The organism is Deinococcus frigens DSM 12807, assembly GCF_000701425.1.
Lineage (GTDB): Bacteria > Deinococcota > Deinococci > Deinococcales > Deinococcaceae > Deinococcus > Deinococcus frigens.
Genome location: NZ_JNIW01000011.1, coordinates 72,552 through 91,246 on the forward strand (window position 1 = coordinate 72,552; position 18,695 = coordinate 91,246).

15 protein-coding genes and 2 pseudogenes are annotated in these 18,695 nt (G+C 66.1%); 11 read left to right on the plus strand and 6 right to left on the minus strand.

Annotation, left to right across the window (positions count from 1 at the left end; translation table 11 throughout):
* The first annotated feature begins 13 nt into the window (after positions 1–13).
* The 5 genes and pseudogenes from Q322_RS0106115 to Q322_RS24950 all read left to right on the plus strand — a co-directional run bounded on the left by Q322_RS0106115 (position 14) and on the right by Q322_RS24950 (position 5,976).
* Entirely contained in the window at positions 14–1,393 is a 1,380-nt protein-coding gene (locus Q322_RS0106115; protein WP_029476902.1) for a GH1 family beta-glucosidase, read from the plus strand.
* Entirely contained in the window at positions 1,390–3,036 is a 1,647-nt protein-coding gene (locus Q322_RS0106120; RefSeq protein ID WP_051668283.1) for a glycoside hydrolase family 43 protein, read from the plus strand. Before Q322_RS0106115 ends, Q322_RS0106120 begins: the two co-directional genes overlap by 4 nt.
* Positions 3,033–5,219 (plus strand): glycoside hydrolase family 3 protein, encoded by a 2,187-nt coding sequence (locus tag Q322_RS0106125; protein ID WP_029476905.1) that lies wholly within the window; start codon positions 3,033–3,035, stop codon positions 5,217–5,219. Before Q322_RS0106120 ends, Q322_RS0106125 begins: the two co-directional genes overlap by 4 nt.
* Before the next feature lie 44 nt (positions 5,220–5,263).
* Positions 5,264–5,790: pseudogene (locus Q322_RS0106130) on the plus strand (endo-1,4-beta-xylanase); the annotation flags it as partial.
* Positions 5,710–5,976: an endo-1,4-beta-xylanase gene (locus tag Q322_RS24950; protein WP_415831123.1), complete on the plus strand. Its 267-nt coding sequence runs from the start codon at positions 5,710–5,712 to the stop codon at positions 5,974–5,976. The pseudogene Q322_RS0106130 and the gene Q322_RS24950, both read left to right, overlap by 81 nt.
* Before the next feature lie 11 nt (positions 5,977–5,987).
* Here the strand turns inward: Q322_RS24950 and hisH are convergent, their stop codons facing one another.
* Together hisH and hisB are read right to left on the minus strand one after the other, a co-directional pair.
* Positions 5,988–6,614, minus strand: coding sequence for an imidazole glycerol phosphate synthase subunit HisH (gene hisH / locus Q322_RS0106135; protein ID WP_029476908.1), 627 nt, complete (start codon positions 6,612–6,614; stop codon positions 5,988–5,990).
* Positions 6,611–7,216: an imidazoleglycerol-phosphate dehydratase HisB gene (gene hisB, locus Q322_RS0106140; RefSeq protein ID WP_029476910.1), complete on the minus strand. Its 606-nt coding sequence runs from the start codon at positions 7,214–7,216 to the stop codon at positions 6,611–6,613. Before hisB ends, hisH begins: the two co-directional genes overlap by 4 nt.
* A gap of 388 nt (positions 7,217–7,604) precedes the next feature.
* Between hisB and ddrA the strand changes: the two genes are divergently transcribed.
* Positions 7,605–8,207 (plus strand): single-stranded DNA-binding protein DdrA, encoded by a 603-nt coding sequence (gene ddrA / locus Q322_RS0106145; protein WP_029476911.1) that lies wholly within the window; start codon positions 7,605–7,607, stop codon positions 8,205–8,207.
* A gap of 504 nt (positions 8,208–8,711) precedes the next feature.
* Here ddrA and Q322_RS0106155 read toward each other — a convergent pair.
* Positions 8,712–9,551 carry a DegV family protein gene (locus Q322_RS0106155; RefSeq protein ID WP_029476913.1) on the minus strand — a complete coding sequence of 280 codons (840 nt, stop codon included), beginning with the start codon at positions 9,549–9,551 and terminating at the stop codon, positions 8,712–8,714.
* A gap of 111 nt (positions 9,552–9,662) precedes the next feature.
* Positions 9,663–12,878, minus strand: coding sequence for a heterodisulfide reductase-related iron-sulfur binding cluster (locus Q322_RS0106160; RefSeq protein WP_029476914.1), 3,216 nt, complete (start codon positions 12,876–12,878; stop codon positions 9,663–9,665).
* Positions 12,879–13,176: 298 nt separating this feature from the next.
* Here Q322_RS0106160 and Q322_RS0106165 point away from each other — a divergent pair, with 298 nt between their 5' ends.
* Genes Q322_RS0106165 through Q322_RS0106185 form a run of 5 tightly spaced genes read left to right on the plus strand, consistent with a single transcriptional unit; the run spans position 13,177 to position 18,049 of the window.
* Complete coding sequence (locus Q322_RS0106165) at positions 13,177–14,202, plus strand: ATP-binding protein (RefSeq protein WP_029476915.1); 1,026 nt, start codon at positions 13,177–13,179, stop codon at positions 14,200–14,202.
* A 29-nt stretch (positions 14,203–14,231) separates the two neighbouring features.
* Entirely contained in the window at positions 14,232–15,353 is a 1,122-nt protein-coding gene (locus Q322_RS0106170; protein WP_029476917.1) for a vWA domain-containing protein, read from the plus strand.
* Positions 15,353–16,165: an NAD(+) diphosphatase gene (gene nudC, locus Q322_RS0106175; RefSeq protein WP_029476918.1), complete on the plus strand. Its 813-nt coding sequence runs from the start codon at positions 15,353–15,355 to the stop codon at positions 16,163–16,165. Before Q322_RS0106170 ends, nudC begins: the two co-directional genes overlap by 1 nt.
* Positions 16,166–16,187: 22 nt before the next feature.
* On the plus strand, positions 16,188–17,582 hold the full coding sequence (locus tag Q322_RS0106180) for a hypothetical protein (RefSeq protein WP_029476920.1): 1,395 nt from the start codon (positions 16,188–16,190) through the stop codon (positions 17,580–17,582).
* Positions 17,579–18,049, plus strand: coding sequence for an NUDIX hydrolase (locus Q322_RS0106185; protein WP_051668285.1), 471 nt, complete (start codon positions 17,579–17,581; stop codon positions 18,047–18,049). Before Q322_RS0106180 ends, Q322_RS0106185 begins: the two co-directional genes overlap by 4 nt.
* Positions 18,050–18,205: 156 nt before the next feature.
* Here Q322_RS0106185 and Q322_RS24955 read toward each other — a convergent pair.
* Positions 18,206–18,365, minus strand: a pseudogene (locus Q322_RS24955) (transposase); the annotation flags it as partial.
* Positions 18,366–18,377: 12 nt separating this feature from the next.
* Positions 18,378–18,695 (minus strand): transposase (locus tag Q322_RS0106190; RefSeq protein ID WP_029476923.1); only part of this gene is annotated, 318 nt, incomplete at its 5' end.

The window sequence follows — 18,695 nt, forward strand, 5'->3', positions numbered from 1 at the left end:
CCCCAAGGACACCATGACTGCCAACAACCAACCCAACCCCGCAAACTTCCCACTCCGGTTTACCTGGGGTGTCGCCACCAGCAGCTACCAGATTGAGGGGGCCGCGTTTGAAGACGGCAGAAGCCCCAGCATCTGGGACACCTTTTGCGCCGCGCCCGGCAAGGTGCTGAACGGCGAGAACGGCGACGTGGCCTGCGACCATTACCACCGTCTGGACAGTGACCTTGATCTCATCCAAAGTCTGGGCGTCAACGCCTACCGCTTCAGCGTGGCGTGGCCGCGCATCTTGCCGGACGGACGCGGCCAGACCAACCAGGCCGGGCTGGACTTTTATTCGCGTCTGGTCGACAGCCTGCTGACGCGCAACATCACGCCCTGGCTGACGTTGTACCACTGGGACCTGCCGCAGGTCTTGCAGGACCGGGGCGGCTGGCCTACCCGCGACACCGCGCTGGCCTTTGGCGATTACGCGGAAGTTGTCACGGCTGAATTAGGCGATAGAGTCAAGCACTGGATCACCATCAACGAGCCGTGGGTGGCCGCATTTATGGGTTACGGCAACGGCATCCACGCGCCGGGCCACACCGATCTGGCCGAGAGTTTCGCGGCGTCGCACCACCTGCTGCTGGCGCACGGGCTGGGGGTGCAGGCGGTGCGGGCCAACGTGCCGGGCGCGCAGGTGGGCATCACCCTGAATCTGGCGGCGGCGTACCCAGCCACCGGAAGCGAGGCCGACAGGGCCGCCGCCTGGCGTCAGGACGGCTTTGCCAACCGCTGGTATCTGGACCCGGTGTTTGGGCGCGGCTACCCGCAGGACTTCGTGGAGCTGCTGGACAGGGCCAGCCCGCAGGCGCAGGGACTGGTGCTGCCGGGCGATCTGGACCTGGTCGGCGCACCCACAGATTTTCTGGGCGTCAACACGTACACGCGCAGCGTGGTGGAGGATGCCCCCGGCGACGGTTTCCTGGGCGCGCGGCCACTGCATGTGGAGGGCAGCGAGTACACCGGCTTCGACTGGGAGGTGGCCCCGCAGAGCCTGACCGATCTGATGCTGCGGCTGCAAAAGGACTACAATCCCGCCGCCATCTACATCACCGAGAACGGCGCGACGTATCCCGACACCATGAACGCCGACGGCAGCGTGCAGGACGAGGCACGGACCCGTTATTTCCAGCAGCACATCGCCGCAATGGGGACAGCCCTGACCGGTGGCGCGAAGATGGCCGGCTATTTCGCGTGGTCACTGATGGACAACTTCGATTGGGCCGAAGGCTACGACAAGCGCTTCGGCATCGTGCATGTGGACTTTGAGACCCAGGCACGGACCCTGAAGCAGTCGGGGCAGTGGTATCGCGACTTCCTGGCCCGCGCGCAGGAGGGCCAGCCCGCATGACCAAGCAGGTAGAACGGCCTGGTTCCGGGCAGCGCGTGACCGTGACCAATCCGGTACTGCGTGGCTTTCACCCCGATCCCAGCGTCGTGCGGGTCGGGGAGGATTATTACCTGGCCACCAGCACTTTCCAGTGGTATCCGGGCGTGGCGATCTACCACTCGCGCGATCTGCTGAACTGGCGGCCCGTGGCCCGTCCGGCCAGCCGCACCTCCATGCTGGACATGCGCGGAAACGCCGATTCCGGCGGGGTGTGGGCACCCGCGCTGTCGCACGACGGCGAGCGGTTTCACCTGATCTACAGCGACGTCAAGAGCTGGGGCAGCACAGAGGTCTTCAAGGACAGCCACAATTACCTGACCACCGCCGGGAACATCGAGGGACCGTGGTCCGAGCCGATCTACCTGAACTCCAGCGGCTTTGACCCCAGCCTGTTTCACGACACCGAGGGCAGTACCACGGTGGACAGCGGCGGCGACGGGCGCAAGTGGTTTGTGAATATGTTGTGGGACCACCGCGCCGGGCGCAATTCGTTTTCCGGCATCGTGATGCAGGAGTACGGCCCCGTGGAAAAACGGCTCGTTGGCTCGCGCGAGGTCATCTTCAAGGGCACCGAACTGGGCGTCACCGAAGCGCCTCACCTGTACCGCAGAGGCGGCTGGTATTACCTGCTGACGGCGGAGGGCGGCACCAGTTGGGAACACGCCGTGACCGTGGCCCGCTCACGCCACCTGCACGGCCCGTATGAGGTACATCCCGACAACCCGGTTCTGACCGCCGTGGACGCCCCGGGGCTGCCCATTCAGAAAAGCGGGCATGCCAGCTTCACCAACACGCCGGACGGTCAGTGGGTGATCGCCTACCTGTGTGGGCGGCCCATCACCCGGCGGGGCGAATGCCCGCTGGGACGTGAAATGGCGCTGGAGTCACTGGTCTGGGGAGAGGACGGCTGGCCGCGCCTGGCCTCGGGCGGACTCCACCCGCAGCTTCACGCCGAGTTGCCCGCGCTGCCGCTGCATCCCTGGACCGGCGTGCCTGCCCGTGACGACTTCAGCGCCCCCGAACTGCGCCCCGAGTGGATGACCCTGCGTGCGCCCGCCGAGCTGCTGGGCGTGGCCTTGACCGGCCACAGCTTGCGACTCACCGGACACGAATCGCTGAAGAGCAAGCATCACTTGGCGCTGGTGGCCCGCCGCCTGCAAGCGCTGGACGCCCGGTTCCGCACTGCCCTCAGCTTTGACCCCGAGGACTTTCAGCAGATGGCGGGCGTGTGCGCCTATTACGACTCGCGCAACTGGGTGTACCTGCGCCTGAGCCGCGACGAGATTCAGGGCCGCACGCTGGCCGTCCTGCAATCTGAGAACGGCGATTACCGCGAGCTGCTATCAGAAGAGGTGGCGGTGGGCGACGCCAATCCGGTGCATCTGGGCATCGTGTACCGGGGGGGGCAGTTCTGGTTCGAGTACAGCCTGGATGGTAACCACTGGACGCAGATCGGCGAACCCCTGAGCGCCGGACTGCTCAGCGACGAACACTGCGGCGGCCTGAGCTTCACCGGCACCTTTGTGGCGCTGACCTGTCAGGACCTCAGCGGGCGCAAACTGGCCGCCGACTTCCACTGGGCCGAGTACGTGGAGACCGCATGAGGTGGCCGCTGCTGGGGGCCGCACTGCTCGCCGCATCGGCAGGGGCGCAGGCCGTACCCAGATTGCCACAGGCCGGGGCCGAAACCCGCGCCCGTGCCGTGCTGCAAGGGATGACGTTGGACGAGAAGATCGGGCAGGTGAGCATGGCGCACTTCTTCCGCTTTCTGGAAGGCCGAAAAAGCGGGCCGATTGCGCCTGGCGCGGGCGATATTTTTGCTCAGCTCCTGCCCGGCGCGACGCTGAACGGCGGTGGAGACGCCCCGCAGCCCAACACCCCGCGCGGCTGGGCCGACGCCCTGCGGGGGCTGGAGACGCTGGGCCGCCAGCACCTTCCGGGCGGCGTCCCCGCCGTGTTCGGCACCGACGCCGTTCACGGCGTGAATAACGTACCGGGGGCAACCCTCTACCCGCACAATCTGGGACTGGGCGCGGCTTTCGATCCAGCGCTGACGCGGGAGCTGGCCCGCGCCACTGCCGCCGACATGCGGGCCATGAACATGGACTGGAACTTCAGCCCGGTAGCCGATCTGGGCCGCGATCCGCGCTGGGGCCGCTTCTACGAGACCTTCGGTGAATCGCCGTGGCTGGTGGCCGATCAGATTACCGCCGCCGTGACCGGGCTGCAATCCGGCGGGGTGGCCGCCACCCTCAAGCATTTCGTGGGCTACGGCTCGCCGGGTCTGGGCCGGGACCGGGCCAACGCGGAGATCAGCATGCGGGCGCTGCACGAGTTGTATCTGCCCCCGTTCAGGGCTGGAATCCGGGCCGGGGCGATGTCGGTGATGGCGAATAGCGGCAGCGTGAACGGCGTGCCGGTCCATGCCTCGCAAAACATCCTGACCGATCTACTGCGGGGTGAGCTAGGTTTTAAGGGCTTGCTGGTCAGCGACTGGAACGACATCGACCGGCTGGTGGGCACTTTCAAGACCCACGCCGATCTGGTGACAGCGACGGCGGCCAGCGTCAACGCCGGAATTGACCTGTACATGGTGCCCAATGATGTGGAGAAGTACGGGGCAGCGCTGAAGGAAGCAGTGAAAACCGGGCTGGTGTCTCAGGAGCGGCTGGACGAGGCGGCGCTACGAATGCTGACCTTCAAGGCGGAACTGGGCCTGATGGACACCCGGCCTGCGGGTAGCAGCGTGCTTGCCGATCACAGGGCGCTGGCGAAACGGGCGGCGGCGGCAACGCCGACCCTGCTGGAAAACGATCAGGCCCTGCCCCTGAAAAAAGGACGGGTGCTGGTCACGGGTCCGGCGATGGACAGCGCGGCCACTCAACTGGGCGGCTGGAGCGTCAATTGGCAGGGCGTGGGCAAGGGCAACGTGGGCTACGTGCCGAAGGTCAGTACGATCGCCACCGCCCTGAAAGCCTCTGCCCCGGCAGGCGTGACCGTCAGCGCCCTGCCAGACGGCAAACGCGAGGCACTGCTGACAGCCGCCGCGAAGGCCGACACCATCGTCGTGGCGCTGGGCGAGGCCCCCGCCGCCGAGAGTCAGGCCGACAATCCCAGCCTGTCGTTGCCCGCCGCGCAGGTGCAACTGCTGCGCGACCTGATGGGAACGGGCAAACCCGTGGTGCTGGTGCTGATGGCTGGCCGCCCGATCCTGCTGCCCGAAGAGCTGCAAAATCGCCTGTCTGCCTTGGTGATGGCCTACCTGCCCGGTAGCGAGGGCGGCGCGGCCCTGGCCAACGCGCTGTATGGCCGCGCCGGATTTCCGGGCCGCCTGCCGTTTACCTGGCCGGGCAATCTGGGCGAGGTGGGCCTGACCGCCGATCGTCCGCCCGAAGGCGCAGGCGACGCACCGCTGCCGCTGTATCCGCTGGGCTTCGGGCTGGATTACACGGCCTTCCGCACCGCCGACGGGCGGGCCGAGAAGATGGCAGACGGCGTGAAAGTGAGCGTGACCGTGATCAATACCGGCGAGAAGGGGGGAACCGGAACGCTCATCGTCCGCGCCAGCCTGCCACCCGCCGGAAATCTGGAAGCGGCGAAACGTCCAGTGGGCGTCGTGCGGGCCGAGTTGAAGCGGGGAGAGGCGCGCACCCTGAGCGTCACCATTCCGCTGGAGCGGCTGGAAGTCTTCACGGGCGACGCCTACGGGTCAGTCACGGGAAGCGTGGTGCCCGGCCAGTATGCCTTTGAAGTCGGGAGCGAATCGGTCCAGCTCAGCCTGCCCTGAAGATCCCCACACCCGCTCAAGAGGAGACATCAATGCACCACCACATGAGCCGTCTGGGCCTCGCGGCGTTGGCCCTGAGCCTCAGCCTGACGCCCGCCCTCGCCTCCGGGCAGGCCCCCAGCCTGCGGACCCTTGCCAGTGCACGCGGCCTGCTGCTGGGTGGGGCCATCAGCGGCGAACTGTTCAATGCCGACAACTCGGACGAGGCCGACACGGTCAACCGCGAATACAACGCCGTGGTGGCCGAGAACGCCATGAAAATGCGGGCGATTGCCAACTCGCCGGACCCCGACAATTACCTGTTCGCCACCGCCGACGCAATGGTGGCCTCGGCGCAGAAGAACGGCCAGACGGTACGCGGCCACACCCTGATCTGGCACGACAGCGCCCCGGCGTGGGTCTACGCGATCAAGGACAAAGGGGCCATGCGGGCGGCCATGCAGCAGTACATCACTACGGTGGTCAAACACTTTGGCAACAAGACCAACGTCTGGGACGTGGTCAACGAGGCCATCTCGGACGGGCCGGGAAATCCGCTGCGCGACAACAATCCCTTCGCGGTGGCGGGGCCGGACTTTATCGCGCTGGCCTTTCGCACGGCGCACGCGGCCAATCCGGCGGCCAAACTGTATTACAGGGCGTCTCGGACCGGACCTCGTGGCGGGCCGGGGGCAAACCGCTGATCTTTGACGACGAGTACGCGAAAAAACCCGCTTATGGTGCGCTAATGCGGGTGTTGCAGACGGCTGCAAAGTAACTGATGTCGGCCTAGCCCAGCACATTTCGCCTGAAGCGCTCCAGCAGTGCCAGGCCCACCGCGCCACTCTTTTCTGGATGGAACTGGGTGGCGTGCAGGTTGCCCACACTGAGGGCGGCCCAGAAGGGCACGCCGTAATGGGTTAGCGCGCCGTGTTCCACCGCCACGTCTGCGGGAACGTAATAACTATGGACGAAATAGGCGTAGGCCGGGCCATTCAGCCCCCGCAGCAGCGGCGAGTCCCCGGCGCGTTCCATGGCATTCCAACCCATCTGCGGCACCTTGTGACCCGGCGCGGCCTCGAATTTGCGGACCGTGCCGGGAATCAGGTTCAGGCCCGGTACGCCCGGCGCTTCCTCGGAGTCGGTCAGTAGCATCTGCATGCCCACGCAGATGCCCAGCAGCGGCACACCCGCGCGCGCGGCGTCGGTCACGGGGCCGTGAAAGCCGCCCGTGTCAAATGTTTGCATCACCTGCCGGAAGTGGCCCTGTCCCGGCACCACCAGCGCGGAGGCGTGCGTCACGTCGCCGGGATGAGCAGAGACGCGCACCCGCATCCCGGCCCGTTCCAGCGCCTTGGCCGCGCTGCGGACATTGCCCGCGCCGTAGTCGAGGAGCAGGACTTCTGGACAGGTCACAGACTGCCCTTGGTGCTGGGCATCTCGGCGGAAGTCACGGCCACCGCGTCGCGCAGGGCGCGGGCCAGCGCCTTGATCACCGCCTCGATGACGTGGTGCGCCTCGCGCCCGGCCAGCAGACGGACGTGCAGGGTCACGCCGCCGTGGTTGCAAAAGCCGCGCAAGAATTCGCGCAGGTGGTAGTGGGTCATGCCGCCCGCGTCTCCCCACACGTCCAGCGTTTCCGGCTCGAAGGCCAGGTGGGCGCGGCCCGACAGGTCCACCACCGCATGTGCCAGCGTCTCGTCCATTGGCACAAAGGCGCTGCCGTAACGCTCAACGCCCTTGCGGTCTCCCAGCGCCTGGCTCAGCGCCTGCCCCAGCGTGATGCCGGTGTCCTCGATCAGGTGGTGGGGTTCGGTGTGCAGGTCACCCGTGGCGCTCACGCTCAGGCCCAGGCGACTGTGGCGGGCCAGGGCGTCCAGCATATGGTCAAAAAAGCCGTGTCCGGTGTGCGGCGCGTCATAAGCGGGGACATCGAGATCCAGGCGAACCGTGATGTCGGTTTCGGCGGTCTTGCGGATCACGGTTGCTGTGCGGGCATCGGGGGCCGTGCGGCTCATGGGAAGGAGTGTAGAGGATGGGAGGGGGCGTGGTTCCGGAACTTGCAGAAATTGGGCTCCGGTTCCGCCGCAGCGCCAGGAAAAGGCCCATTCAAGACCGTATTGTCATTCACACGGACTCGACTCCTGATCCGAAGCGGTCCGCCCTCTCCAGCCAGTCGCCACCCCGGTGACGACGGCGCTGTAAGGCTCAGCCGGAACGGGCCACTTGACTGCGCCCACACCCACGCTGAATCGAGCGGTGGCGACGACGCCTAGCGGCTGAAAAGCCTGTTCCACCGCACCTGGCCCACGGCGACCCACCCTTACGGCACACTTCACCAAGTACCACTTCACTTTCAGCGAATTACGCCTTGACCATAATTCCATTCTGTTATAGACTAAACGCATGAAGCTCAGTGATGTTCAGAAACGACTCCAGGCCCCGTTTCCGTCCCATCTGGTGGGCTGGAAACCCCAGAATTTCACCAAGGACCGCAGCCGGGCGCTGCTGCTGTCCTACGTGGATGCCCGCGCGGTTCAGGACCGGCTGGACGCCATCTGCCCCGACGCCTGGAGCTTCGAGATCGAGGTTGTTCCTGGCGCAGCCGTCGCCGCCGTCAAGGGCCGCCTGACCGTGCTGGGGGTGACCCGCGAGGATATTGGCGAAGCGCCGGACGGCAATCTGGGAACGCTGAAAGCGGCTTCCTCGGACGCCCTGAAACGTTGCGCGGTGCAGTTCGGTATCGGGCGCTATCTCTACGATCTGCCCAAACAGTGGGTGGACTGGGACGACGCCAAGCGGCAGCCCAGGGTCACGCCCGAACTGCCCGACTGGGCGCGGCCCGATCACGAACGTAGCCCCGGCGGCGCACACCTGGTACAGGCCATGGAGCAACTGCGTTACGAGTTGCCCGAGGACCTGGACCTGCAACGTGAGGTCTACAAGCACCTCAAGGCCGCGCTGGGCAGCATTCATCCCGTCTCCGTGAGCCAGGGGCAGGCCGCGTGAATCCCTCGCCCAATGCCCGCAATCTGCTGACCGTCACCCTGGGCCTGCTGGTCCTGATGCTGATGAGCGGCGCGCTGGCCCGCCTGATCTAGAGCGTGTGTCAAAAAAGGTGTCCACTCCTGACCGAATGGGGTGAGTGAATGTTGCTCAGCAATTGAGAAGGTGTTGTCGCTGCGGGCGATCATGCGGACGCCGAGGGTTTTGATGTTGCTGCGTAAGCATAGGTGCACAGCCTTTGGTTCTCGCGGGTCACGTTAAAGCGCTCGTTTCGACTCGGGCGACCTGCATCCAACTCGCCCAGCAACACACAGCACGGCCTGTTTGCAGGTACTCGCCAGCGGGAAAATGCGATCCGGGTTGGTGCCGACAGCCTGAACGGATTCCAGGGCCTTTGGCCCAATCTACGCCACCCATAGATTGGGATTCCCGTTCCTATGTCAGCGGCTGGCAGGCGACAGCAGCAAGAGACCACAGACGATAGGCGCATTGGAGCGGTCTACCGCTTCAGAGCGGTTCCAGGGTCACGCCCACTGTGCCCGGCCCGGTATGGGTGGCGACCACCGCGCCGATACTGTGGTTGCCTAGGTCCGTGAATTCCAATCCGCTCAACCCGTCGCGTACTTCTTGGATATATGCCTCGCCGCCCACCGTGGACAGGAACGCCACCCGCGCGCCGCCGTGGGCCGCGACGTACTTGCGGGTATGGTCCACCAGATCCTGCACAGCTTTTTTGTGGCCGCGCACGCGCCCGCCGGTCTCCACACGGCCCTTCTTGACCACCAGAATCGGCTTGATGTTCAATAGGCCGCCCAGCAACGCCTGCGCCCCACCGATGCGGCCATTGATCTTTAAGAACTCCAGCGTGTCCACCGTGAAGCGGATGTCGGCCTGCTGGCCCACTCGCTCCAGTTCGGTCAGGATTTCGGGCATGGACTTTCCAGCCTTCGCCAGTTCGGCGGCCCGCAGCGCGCGCATGCCCAGGCCCATGCTGACCGAACCGGTGTCGACCACCGTTACCCGGTCCCCAAAGTCCTGCGCGGCCAGCCGGGCGCTGCCCACCGTCCCCGACAGTTGCCCGCTGATGTGGATGCTCAGCACCTGATCCGCCGACTCCAGTGCGTCGGTGTAGACCTCGGCGAACTCGGCGGGGCTGGGCTGCGAGGTGCTGGGCGTCTTCTTGCCCGCCTTGAGACCCGCGAACAGCACGGGCGGCGTGATCTCGATGCCGTCCTTGTGCATCTCGCCATCGAACAGCACGTACAAAGGCACGCTGACGATTCCGTGCTGGGCGCAGAGTTGCGGGTTGAGGTCACTTGTGGAATCGGTGACGATGGCGATTGTCATGGATTGATCTTAGCGTGACATTCACTTTTGGCTGACATTGAACCCGGTGCAAAAGACAATGCCGCCCCCACTGGGAGACCCTCGGGACGGCACGTCAAAGATATTCAGAGATCAGTCTTTCTTCTTCGGCACCCACTTCTTACGCCCACTCGCGCCGGTTTCGGCGTCATCGGGCTGAGAGGTGGCCTGCTGACCCTCTTCCAGCGAGTTCTCGCCCACTTCGGCCAGTTCTACATGCTCAGTGATGGGCGTATCGTTGGCGGTGTCGGAGGCCACGGGTGCTGGGACTGGGGAAGCAGCTTCAACCTTCGCTCTGGGCTGCCATTTGGGGCGCGGGGTAGGGGCAGACTCGGCTGGAGCTGCGCTCTCGGGTGCTGGAACTTTCGGGGCCGCCGCCGCCGCCGCCGCGCCGCTGGCCTTCGGCGTCCACTTCCTGCGCTCTCTCCCACTGGGCGCGGGTTCAGGCCGGGCTGGAGTTTCGGCAGGAGAAGACTGTGCGGGTGCAGCTTCTACAGTTTCAGCCTTCGCCTGTGGTTTCCAGGCTTTTCGAACGGGCGCGGCTTCGGTAGAATCGGCGGCAGATACATCCGCAACAGCTTCGGCGCTCACGTCATCTGCCTTGGCTTTCGGCTTCCACTCCTTGCGGGCGGGGGCTTCGGCAGCGGGTTCGGGAGGGGCAGATTCAGAGGAGACAGAGGCGGCGCTCACATCATCCGCTGCGGCCTGCGGTTTCCACGCTTTCCGGGTTGAGGGTTCGGCGGACGTAACCTCATCCACTTGCGCCTCGGCAACCGGGGCCACGTCATCTGTCCCCTTAGGTTTCCAGGCTTTCCGTGCGGGAGTCTCCCCTGTTGCGGCTTCTGGTTGCACAGGCGCGGCGCTGACCTCATCCACCCCAGCCTTCGGCTTCCAGCTCTTGCGGGCGGGCGCGGCGGCTTCAGGGGTGGTGTCGGCCTCCGCTTTCGGCTTCCATGCTTTTCGTTCCGTCACAGCTTCAGGGTGCGCGGCCTGCGCTTCGGGCTGGGTGTCGGCATTCTCCACCGGGCTGCCCGGCTGCGCGTTCACCACGTCAGCAGAGGTTTCACCCACCACGGCGTTCGTCGCGTCGGCAGAGCGCACCTCGCCAGAATGTGCCATCGGCACCTCGGCATTGGGGGCGCTGACCACTTCGGGCTGCTCGGTGGGTAGGGCGTCCGCGACAGGTCCCGTGGGCTGCACATACTCTCCGGTGGCCCGCTGCATGCTTTCCAGCATCAACTCAGCCACGTCCTTGACCACGATATCGTCGCGCTTCTGCTTTTCGGGCGTGCTGTTCAGCATGGCCTTGCAGAAGGGGCAACCAACGGCAACGATCTTGCCCGTCTGCTCAAATTCATCAGAGGCGGACTTCGCCCCGTCCAGCCGCGCCTGCAACTCGCGGAAGCGGTTGTCGGAGACGCGCTCGCGGCCCTCCTCCTCCTCCTTCCAGAACTGTGCGCCGCCCGCGCCACAGCAAAAGCTGTTCTCACGCTGGCGTTCCAGATCGAGGACCTCACCCGCCATCTTGGTAATCAGGGTGCGGGGCGCGTCGTACACGCCGTTGTGGCGGCCCAGGTAGCAGGGATCGTGGTAGGTCACGTTGTCGGCCAGTTCGGCCAGCGGCAGCTTCCCGGCGGCCACCAGCGTTTCCAGGTATTCGGTGTGGTGGACGGTCTTGTAATTGCCCCCGATCTGCGGGTACTCGTTGCCGATGATGTTCATGCAGTGCGGGCAGGTGGCGACGATCAGCTTGGGCCGGATGGCGTTCAGCGTCTCCACGTTCTCCTGCGCCAGCGTCTGGTACAGGAACTCGTTCCCGGCGCGGCGGGCGCTGTCGCCGGTACATGCCTCCTGTTTGCCCAGCACGGCGTAATTGACCCCGGCCCTGTCCAGCAATTGCACAAACGAGCGGGCCACCTTCTGCGCCCCCGGATCGTAGGCGGCGGCACACCCCACCCAGTAGATAACGTCGGGTTCGGCGTTCTCGTCGATGGTGGGGACTTTCAGACCCTCGGCCCACTCCATGCGCTTGTCGCGCGAGATGCCCCAGGGATTTGACGCCCGTTCCATCCCCCGGAAGGCGGTCTGGAGCTGCGGCGGAAACTCTCCGGCCACCATCACCTGCTGACGGCGGATGTCGATGATGTCCAGCATCTGCTCGTCCTGCACCGGGCAGACCTGCATGCACGCGCCGCAGGTGGTGCAGGCCCACACCGCTTCCTCGCTGATGGCGTACTCCAGCAGGGGGTGCGCGGTGCTGGCCCCGGATTCAAACGGCGCGGCCCTGAGGGTAAAGGGGCTGGGGTGCGAGGCGATGACGTTCAGCTCCATGCGCTTGTTGATCTCCAGCGCCGCAGGACTCAGCGCCTTGCCGGTGGCGTTCGCCGGGCAGACGTCCTGGCAGCGGTTGCACTGGATGCAGGCGTAGGCGTCCAGCAAGCGCGGCCATTCCAGCTCCTCCAGCTTTTCCACGCCCAGGCGCGGCTCGTCGGCCTCCATCGCCTCCTCCAGACCCTTCATCGGCGGCAGCACGCCGCTGCCCACCGGGCGTTTGAAGGTGTAATTCAGCGGGGCCATGAAGATGTGAATGTGCTTGGTGTAGGGGAAGTAAGACAGGAAAGCCAGCACGCTGCCCAGCGCGCCCCAGAAGCCGAAGATGCGCCAGCCTTGCAGCGTCCCCTCGCCCAGGCCAGAGAAGAGAGCCGCGCCCACCGCGTTGGAAAACGGCTGGAAGGCGTCGCCGCCCTCGGCCACCACCTTCGCCGCGTTGCCCAGCACCCGGCTGCCCACATGGAAGAAGATGAACGCCGAGACGATCAGGCTGTCGCGCAGGATGTAATTGTTCTTGAGCAGCGGGTGCAGCAGCGTCTTCTCGGTGAAGCGGAATTCACGCTTGGACGGCGTGAACAGGCGGCGAATGACCAGACTGACCACACCGAACAGAACCAGGAAGCTGAAAATGTCGGCCAGCAGGTTGTACATCGCGCCCAGGAAGTTGTCGCTGTAGATGCCGAATCTAAAATAACCTTCCAGCCCGTCGATCACGTTGACCAGCAGATAGAACACGAAGCCGTAGAAGATGAAGCTGTGCAGCACGCTGATCACGGTGCGGCGGCGGAAGGTGCGCTCCTGGGTCAGACTGACTTTGAGGGCGTCCAGAACGCGCCTGCCCGGAATGTTGAAGCGGCGCTCGCTGGCGGGTGCGCCCCGGCGAATGCGCAGGTACAGGCGGTAAAAGCCCCACAGGCCGAACCCTCCGGTAATGACGGCAAAAATGAAGAACAGGATTTGATGGATAAGGGGCAGCACGGCGGGGAAACCTCCGGTGGAAGAGAGAATCGGGTGTGAGGCCATCTGCCTTGCGCCTGCGGCCTGTTGCAATTGTTGAACCGGGTGCAAGTATAGCGGGGTCTGCCCGGTGGGAGGGCAACGGCGGGGGCAACGTGCAGCACGGATAGGAGACGGCCCCAGCATACGCCCCTGCGCGGTCAGAACAGCCGGGGTGCCTGCCAATCGCACCATTGCGGCTCCGTCCGGCACGCTAGCCTCTGAAGGCTGATCACCCCGTATTTCCCACCTCCCACACCCCTTCAGAGGAGTTTCAGCCTTGTCCCTCACCGCCACTGAACTGCAAACGTACCTATCTGCCCTGATCGCGGGCGAACTCAAACTGTCCACCATGATCTGGGGGCCGCCTGGCATCGGCAAGAGCGCCGTGGTGGCGCAGGTGGCGCAGGAGCGCGGACTGGACTTTGTGGACGTGAGATTGTCGCAACTGGCCCCCACCGACTTGCGCGGCCTGCCCGTGCCGGAAGCGGACGGCCAGGGCGGCGGCGTCAGCAAATGGTATCCGCCCGAATTCCTGCCGCGCGGCGGCCACGGCATCCTGTTTCTGGACGAGGTCAACATGGCCCCCCCCACCATGCAGGGGATGGCGCAGCAACTGATCCTGGACCGCCGGGTGGGCAGTTACGTCTTGCCCGACGGCTGGTTCGTGTGGGCGGCGGGCAACCGCAAGGAGGACCGCGCCAGCGTGTTCGATATGCCCGCGCCGCTGGCAAACCGCTTTCTGCACCTGACCGTGCGCCCCGATTTTGACTCGTGGCGCTCCTACGCCCTGGGCCGCAGCCTGCACGAGCATGTGATCGCCTTCCTGACCTTCCGCCCAGAACTGCTGCACCGGCTGGACCCGCAGCAACCCGCGTGGCCCAGCCCGCGCGCATGGGAGATGGCGAGTGGCCTGCACCGCGCCGGGCTGGACGTGGCCCCCGCGATTGGCGAGGCGGCGGGGGCCGAGTTCAGCGCCTTCGTGCGGCTGTATGAACAACTGCCAGACCTGGGCATTGTGCTGGAGGGCCGGGGCGGGGACCTGAAGCTGCCCGACGAACCCAGCGTCCGCTATGCCGCCGTGGTGGGCCTGGCCGCCCGCGCGCAGAGTGCCGACGCCGCGTACCACGCCTTTACCTGGCTGGCCGACAGCGCCGGGCCGGAGTGGCTTCAACTGTATGTCGCCACGCTGGTCAGCAAATTCCAGGCCATCGGCCAACTGGGGGACCTGGCCGAACTGGTGGCCCGCGACGAGCGGCTGGCCGGGCTGGTGGAGGGAACGCTGGTGCTGTCGGAGGGGATGTAGATGGACGGGCACGGCTTGATGGCGGCGCGATGACCCCTGACTTCCAGCACCTGATCTCCGGTTCGCGGCTGCGGATTCGCGGCAAGTCGGCCTTTTTCGCCACGCTGCTGCTGCACGCGGAATTCGTGCCGTCGCGCGAGGTGGCGGCGGCGGGGACGGACGGCGAGCGGGTCTACGTGAATCCAGAGGTGGCGGCCTCGCTGCCCTCCGATGTGCTGGACGGGCTGCTGCTGCACGAGGTCTTACACGCCGCGCTGTCGCATGTGGAGCGGCGTGGCCCGCGCGAGAAGAAACGCTGGAACAAGTCCGCCGATCTGATCGTGAACGGCATGGTGGACGCGGCGGGCCTGCCCACGCCGCCAAGTTCGCGCCGCGATGACCACCTGGAAAAGCTGAGCGTGGAGGAGGTCTACACCGCCCTGCTGGCGGAGGGCGAGGAGGACGGCGAGGGAGAAGAGGGCGAGGACGACTTGCTGGACGGCCCCCCCGGCGACGCGCCACCGAAGGCAGGCAGGAATGCCTCGTCTGCTGCGAAGCAGTGGCAGCAGGCGATGGCCAAGGCCCGCAGCATGGACGCCATGAGCGGCGGCCAGGGCGACGATCCGCTGGGCGCTCACCGCGAACTGGCGCGCCTGGCCCCCGCGCGGCTGGACTGGCGGGCGCACCTGTGGCGCTTTCTGGCCCGCACGCCGGTTGATTTTGGCGGCTTTGACCGCCGTTTCGTGGGACGCGGCCTGTATCTGGAGGCGCTGGACGACGAGAGCCTGACCGCCCTCATTGCCGTGGACACCTCCGGCAGCGTGGACGACGAGGCGGTCAAGGCGCTGGTGGGCGAGGTTCAGGGCGTGCTGGGCGCGTATCCACATGTGCGCGCCACCCTCTACTACGCCGACACGGAAGCGTATGGGCCGCACGAGCTGTCGCCCGGCAGCGCCATTCCCGCGCCGCAGGGGGGCGGAGGAACAGATTTCCGGCCCATCTTCGGGCTGCTCGATGACCACGCGCCGGACGTGCTGATCTACCTGACCGACGGCTACGGCGACTTCCCCGAGACGGCCCCGCAGATGCCGACGCTGTGGGTGGTGCCGCCGGGCGGCCTGGAGGACGAGGGCTTCCCCTTTGGCGAAGTATTGCGTCTGGAGGAAGGCTGATGGTTTCACGTCCCCCACGCTTTGAGCTGCAATCGGGTGTGCCGCAGGGCGAGGCCACCTGGTTCATCCTTCAGAAAGGCCAATTGCTGCTGCACGAGGACGACACGCTGCCAGTGGGACGGGCGGAGGATTTTGAGCTGGAGCTGGTCAACTCGCTGGGGCGGTTGGATGGTCAGACTTACGCCGCCGCGCAGCTCAGGGGCGAAGCTCCTGCCGGATACGCCCTTTCCCCACTCCGGGCGCTGTCTGGCCGTCTGGGAGAGGACGTGTTCGGACTGGCCGGATTCGCCGCGCAGGTGGTGGACTTTGACCGCACGCACGGGTTTTGCGGCGTCTGTGCCACACCGCTGGAATTCGCAGGCCACGAGCATTCCAAGGTCTGCCCCAACTGCGGTCTGAGCGTTTACCCGCGCGTCGCCCCGGTGGCGATGGTGCTGATCCGGCGCGGCATGGGTGCGGATACCGAGCTGCTGCTGGCCCGCGGGCCGCAGTTCCCGCCCGGCATGTATTCGGCGCTGGCGGGCTTCGTCCAGCCGTCCGAAACGCTGGAGCAGACGGCCCACCGCGAGGTGCTGGAGGAGGTGGGCATGAGCATCAGGAATCTCCGCTACGTCCTGAGCCAGCCGTGGCCCTTTCCGCATTCGCTGATGATCGGCTTTGACGCCGAATATGACGGGGGCGAGATCGTGTTACAGCCCGAGGAGATTGAGGACGCGCGGTGGTTTTCTATTTCCAAGCTCCCGACTCTGCCCCCGCCCTTCAGCATCGCCCGCCAGCTCATTGACCGCGCCGTGTCCCTGGGCCTGGGGTGAGCAGACCCCTATCCTGTCTCCCATGACCTCCTCTGAACTCGATCCGCGCACGCTGACTGCTCTGGGGGTGAATGGCGCGCTGGAGGCGGCAGCACACTCCCGCGCCCCGGCAGCGGTGCTGTCGGGCCTGAGCGCCCACCCGGACACGCGGGTGCGTGCCCTGGTAGCCCGGCACCCCAACGCGCCGCTGGAGGTGCTGGGCGCGCTGGCCGCCGCCTACCCGCAGGACGTGCTGGACAATCCCGGACTGCCGCTGCTGCGGCTGGCGCGTCCAGGCTTTCTGAATGTCTTTCCGGGCGAGGGTGTGGCGGCGCTGCTCGCACTTCCCCAGGTTCCGCAGTGGGTGCTGGACGCCGCGCTGCGGCACGAGGATTACAGCGTGCGAACCGCGCTGGCCTCGCGCCCGGGGTTGAGCGAGGTGCGGGTGGCAGCGCTGGCGACGGACGCGGGCTGGCAGATCCGGGAGGCGGTGGCGAGACGCCCCGCACTCTCGCCCCTGCTGACCCGCCAACTGGCCGCCGATGACGATTACGACGTGCGAAAGGCGGTGGCCGCCCGCACCGACTTGCCAGGCGAGGTGATGCGGACGCTGGTGCAGGACGGCCACGGACTGGTACGCGCCAGCGTCGCCCGCCGCCTGGACCTGCCGCTGGACTGCATGCTGACGCTGGCGGCAGATGTAGATACGGATGTGCTGGCCACCCTGGCCCGCCGGGTGGACCTGCCCCGCAACGTGCGCGAGTGGCTCTCTGGCAGCGACGAGCCGCTGGTGCGCGCCGCTGCCCTGCAAGCCTGGAGCGTGCCTGCCGCGTGGCTGTTCAGGGCCGAGACCGACGCGGACCCGGACGTGCGCGCCGCGCTGGCCCGCCGCCCGGACGCCCGCCCCACCGTGCTGGAGCGGCTGGCCCGCGACGAAGCCGAATCGGTGCGCCGCGCCGTGCTGGAACGCGATGACCTGCCCGAGGGCGCGGTCCTGGCGCTGGCCCGCTCCCCAGAACAGGACATTCGCCTGCATGTCGCCAGTGCCGATCCGTTGCCCGCCAGTGTACTGGACGTGCTGCTGGCCGACGCCGATCCCACCATCCGCACCATTCTGGCGGTACGGCCCGATCTGGGACCGGAGCGGCTGGCACGGCTGGCCGGGGATGAGAATGCGGAGGTTCGGCGGGCGGTGGCCTACGCGGTTGCGCCGGGCGCAGACACGCTGGCGACGCTGGCCCAAGACGCGAATATCGGCGTGCGCCGGGCCGCCGCCGCCCACGCCGAGCTTTCTCCGCAAGGGGTGAAGGCGCTGAGCGAGGACCCGGACGCCGGCGTGAGACTGGCGATAGCTGGACGCTCAGACCTCTCCCCCGCCCTGCGCGGACGCCTGCAACGCGACGAGGACCCCAGCGTGCGGGCCGAGACTGGCGGGTGACCGATATCCGCATTCCCCTGGGCGGCCTGTACTTCAGCGTGCGGGTGGCGATTATTTGCGTGCGTGACGGGCAATTGCTGGCGAACACTGAAATGGGCATCGGCTTCTGGTATTTGCCGGGGGGTGCGCTGACCACCGAGGAGACGCTCGAAGCCTGTGCCGAACGCGAATGGCGGGAGGAAACCGGTACGCCGCCGGGAAAGCTGCGCCTACTAGGCATTGTAGAAAACTTCTTCGGCCCCGCGCACCGGCGACAGCACGAGATCGGCTTCTACTTCCGCATGGACGCGCCCGCCGAATTGCCCGACACGGCGTTCACCGTGCTGGACAACGGCAACGTCACCTGCGAGTGGATTCCGCTGGACGAGATCCAGTCCCGCCCGGTCTACCCGCTGATCGTGCGCGAGTTGTTGAACGGCAATAACAGCGCCGTTCAGCACATCGTCAACCGCGAAGACGGGCATTAGTATAGCGTCAAGCGCTAAAAACAGGGTAGAGGCGGCTTAACTTGAGACGGGCATCTGCCGCCGTGAACCGCCAGCGGATCAGCACTGCGCGCTCCCGCCGATCCGTGACCCAATGGGTCACGGTTTGCTCCAATGCCGCCTGATCCCCCACCCGCTCGCTCAGGGCCTGTCGGGCCAGCGCAGACCATTCCAGTTCCTGGGGATTAAGCCACGATCCATGCCGGGGCGTGAAATGAAATTCAAAGCGGTCCGCCAGCCGTTTGGCCTCCTGTGGGACAAAGGCAGCGTAGAGCGCCGCTTTGCTGTGGGTGGATAATACTGACTCCGATTAATTCCTTGACAAGGGCCACCAATGGAAGAGGGTCTGCTGGGAGATGAGATCTGGCTGGGTTTCCAACCAGGCGCATTGCTGGCCCAGCGTCTGAGTGAAGTCATCCATCGTGTCGAACCAGCGATTGGCCACTGTGTCGTCCGTCAGGTCCCACATGCGCTCCACGGGTTGCAACTCGGGTGAGTAAGGGGGCAGGGTGATGATCTGGACACCTGGTGGCTGTCCCTCCTCTGGAGGGACATGGAAACCCGCTCCGTCCTCTACCACCAGAACATGGTGATCTTCACTCGCGCCCACACTGTGGGCAAAAGCCGC

Coding starts and splice junctions, on each gene's coding strand:
- Q322_RS0106115 (WP_029476902.1), top strand. CDS start 14: ATGACTGCCAACAACCAACCCAACCCCGCAAACTTCCCACTCCGGTTT.
- Q322_RS0106120 (WP_051668283.1), top strand. CDS start 1,390: ATGACCAAGCAGGTAGAACGGCCTGGTTCCGGGCAGCGCGTGACCGTG.
- Q322_RS0106125 (WP_029476905.1), top strand. CDS start 3,033: ATGAGGTGGCCGCTGCTGGGGGCCGCACTGCTCGCCGCATCGGCAGGG.
- hisB (WP_029476910.1), bottom strand. CDS start 7,216: ATGAGCCGCACGGCCCCCGATGCCCGCACAGCAACCGTGATCCGCAAG.
- ddrA (WP_029476911.1), top strand. CDS start 7,605: ATGAAGCTCAGTGATGTTCAGAAACGACTCCAGGCCCCGTTTCCGTCC.
- Q322_RS0106155 (WP_029476913.1), bottom strand. CDS start 9,551: ATGACAATCGCCATCGTCACCGATTCCACAAGTGACCTCAACCCGCAA.
- Q322_RS0106170 (WP_029476917.1), top strand. CDS start 14,232: ATGACCCCTGACTTCCAGCACCTGATCTCCGGTTCGCGGCTGCGGATT.
- nudC (WP_029476918.1), top strand. CDS start 15,353: ATGGTTTCACGTCCCCCACGCTTTGAGCTGCAATCGGGTGTGCCGCAG.
- Q322_RS0106180 (WP_029476920.1), top strand. CDS start 16,188: ATGACCTCCTCTGAACTCGATCCGCGCACGCTGACTGCTCTGGGGGTG.